Source organism: Pseudomonas sp. (assembly GCF_026224925.1).
Taxonomy (GTDB): Bacteria; Pseudomonadota; Gammaproteobacteria; order Pseudomonadales; family Pseudomonadaceae; genus Aquipseudomonas.
Genome location: NZ_JAMFRV010000596.1, coordinates 1 through 2,979 on the forward strand (window position 1 = coordinate 1; position 2,979 = coordinate 2,979).

Below are 2,979 nucleotides of genomic sequence, written 5' to 3' on the forward strand. Positions count from 1 at the left end.
AGCTTTCTTGGCGCAGCGGCGCAGGCCGACATCCTCAGCGATATCGAAGCCGGCGATGGTTACTTCGAGGAGCGCAGCGAACCGTTGACCGAGCTACTGCGCCTGCGCGGTGCCCTGCTGCGAGCGTTGCTGGCTTGGCTGAGTGCAGCGGCGTTGATCGTGATTGGCGGCTGGCTTAGCTGATCCCGGATCAACCGATGCCGCACTAGGCCATCGTTCCGCGCAGCTCGCTGACCCGCGCCTCCAGTGCCCCGGCCGTCACCTTTTCAGGTGCGATTGCGGGGTCGATCACCAACTCCACGCGTGCACGGAAACGCCGCGGCAAGCGCGAGCGATGCAGCATCGAATCGCGCTTGCTCCAGACACTGCCCCATAGTCCACGCAGCGCCATCGGCACCACCGGCACGGGCCGTCGTGCCAGGATTTTTTCCACGCCGGTGCGAAACGTTGCGACCTGGCCATCACGCGTCAGCGCGCCTTCGGGGAACAGGCAGACCACCTCACCATCGGCCAGCGCTTCATCGATCGCGTCGTAGGCCTGCTCTAACAATGTCGGGTCCTCCTTGTGCCCGGCAATCGGGATTGCCTTCGCCGTACGAAAGACAAATCGCAACAGTGGGATGTTGAAGATCTTGTAATACATCACGAAGCGCGCTGGCCGTCGCAGATTGGCCATCAACAGCAGCGGATCCATAAAGCTGACGTGGTTACACACCAGCAGTACGGCACCTTCCTCGGGAATGTTTTGTGTTCCATCAACGCGCACGCGATACAAGGTGTTCACCAGTACCCAGGTGATAAAGCGCATCACGAACTCGGGTACCAGGGTGAAGATGTACAGCGCCACCAGCGCATTCAACACCGCGATGGCGAGAAAGATTTGCGGTATGCCGAACCCCAGCGCACTCAGGCCCAAGCCAAACCCGGCCGCGCAGACGATAAACAACGCATTGAGAATGTTGTTGCCGGCAATCACCCGTGATAACCGGTCGCGCGGCGTGCGGCTCTGGATGAATGCGAACAGCGGCACTACATAAAAACCCGCGAAGACACCGATCAAAGTCAGGTCCATCGCGATGCGCCAGCTGCCAGCGGCACGCAAAAACGCCAACCAGTTCAGCCCCTGTGTCGGCGCCAGACCCGAGCGCGCGAAAAACAGGTCGATACCAAACGCCGTTAGCCCGAACGCACCAAGCGGTACCAATCCCACTTCCACGCGCCGGCCGGACATTTTTTCGCACAACAGCGAACCAATGCCGGTGCCGATCGAGAAAAGAGTCAACCCCAAGATGTTGACCGAGCCGTCGCCGCCCAGATTCAGCTTGGTATAGCTCGGCAGCTGCGCAACAAGCACCGTACCGAAAAACCAGAACCAGGAAATACCGAGCACGGCGTTGAACACGCCGCGATCCTGCCTGGTGATACCCAGCACACGTGCCGTTTCGGTAAACGGATTCCAGTTGAACTTCAACTCCGGCGCCGTCGGTGGCGCGACCGGAATGCTGCGACTGGCAAGATAGCCAACGATGGCTACGGTGATCGTTACGGCTCCGGCCAACACGGTGCCAATGCCTGCAATTTGCATCAGCGCGCTGCCGACGATCAGCCCGATCAGCACGGCCAACTGCGTGCCCATCTCGATCAGACCGTTACCACCGACCAGCTCTCCAGGTTTCAACGCCTGCGGCAGGATGGCGTACTTGATCGGCCCGAAGGTGGTCGAGTGCATACCCATCAGGAACAGCACCACCAGCAGCAGCGTCGTGTTGTGCTTATAGAAGCCGATGGCCGCCAGCAGCATTGCAGCAATTTCGAACAATTTGACGTAGCGGATGATTCGGGTCTTCTCAAACTTCTCGGCCAACTGCCCGGCAGTGGCCGAAAAAAGAAAGAACGGGATGATGAAAAGCGCCGGCGCCAGATTGGTGTAGAGCGATACCGTGTGGTCATCCAGCCCCATCTGGAATGCCACCAGCATCACCAGCGCATTGCGAAACACATTGTCGTTGAATGCGCCAAGCGCCTGAGTCCAGAAAAAGGGCGCAAATCGGCGTTTGCCCAGCAGTGCGAATTGGCTCATGTCGTTCCTTGAGTTGGCTACGGCCTGTCAACCGGGCTCACGCTGGCGCGTTGCGAGAGATTAGCTTACGAAACTCCCAAGAAAGAAAATGCGCGTAGCTTCAAATCCATCATGCGCCACATAATCCTGCAGAAAGGGATGAGCTTTTTGAAAAGACTCAAGGCTCTGAGCGCGAATAGCACCCAGTGGCATGCATCTGAGTAAAGATGTGTAAATATCTGTATTGGAAGTGAAATTTAGAAAAATATCTTGTCCATAGCGATGCAGAATCGCTATACCAAGATGATTTGGGATGGATCCTGCGCATCAGGGCGTCAACTCTTGTATTCGCAATCTCTTACACAACGCGTCACGGCCAATATTATGAATATGCAGCCATCCTATATCTCCACTCCAGCCGGGACTTTTTCAGATCGCATCAAGCTGCTGATCCAGCGGGTTGGTAGCGCCACTGAAATAGCCCGGATGTGCGGCTTCTCGGAAGGCGTGGTGCGCAGCTGGCGGGACGGCAATACCGACCCTTCCCGCGCACGTTGCGTAACCTTGGCCAAGACCCTCGGTATCTCGCTGGTCTGGTTAGTCGCCGGTGAAGGCGCCATCCAGTCCGATCCTTCAAACAGCACGCCGGACGAACAGTACAGTGCCGAAGTCGTCTCGCCACAGCGGCCGAGGCCTCGTCTCGGCACGGCTTCGGTCAGCATTCTGCCGGCGCATGACAACAGCGGCGTGGATTCACAGCGACTCAATACCGCCATGAAGATCCTGCAATCCGAGCTTGAGCTGGCTGACAGCCCGCTGACACTGGCAGACAACACCGACATGCTTGCCGATTTGTACGAAATCCTCGGGCCAGGGGGTATCAACGTCGACACAACAGCGATGCTGACGTTCAACCACCG

3 protein-coding genes are annotated in these 2,979 nt (G+C 57.9%); 2 read left to right on the plus strand and 1 reads right to left on the minus strand.

Translation table 11 applies throughout. The features are described 5' to 3' along the window. A partial coding sequence (locus M0974_RS24795; RefSeq protein WP_297843248.1) for a hypothetical protein occupies positions 1-183 on the plus strand: 183 nt, incomplete at its 5' end. Positions 184-205: 22 nt separating this feature from the next. On the opposite strand, the gene M0974_RS24800 is transcribed toward M0974_RS24795, so the two are convergent. Further along, positions 206-2,080 carry an MFS transporter gene (locus tag M0974_RS24800; protein ID WP_297843251.1) on the minus strand — a complete coding sequence of 625 codons (1,875 nt, stop codon included), beginning with the start codon at positions 2,078-2,080 and terminating at the stop codon, positions 206-208. 363 nt (positions 2,081-2,443) lie between these two features. On the opposite strand from M0974_RS24800, the gene M0974_RS24805 reads away from it, so the two are divergent. After that, a partial coding sequence (locus M0974_RS24805) for a helix-turn-helix transcriptional regulator (RefSeq protein WP_297843254.1) occupies positions 2,444-2,979 on the plus strand: 536 nt, incomplete at its 3' end.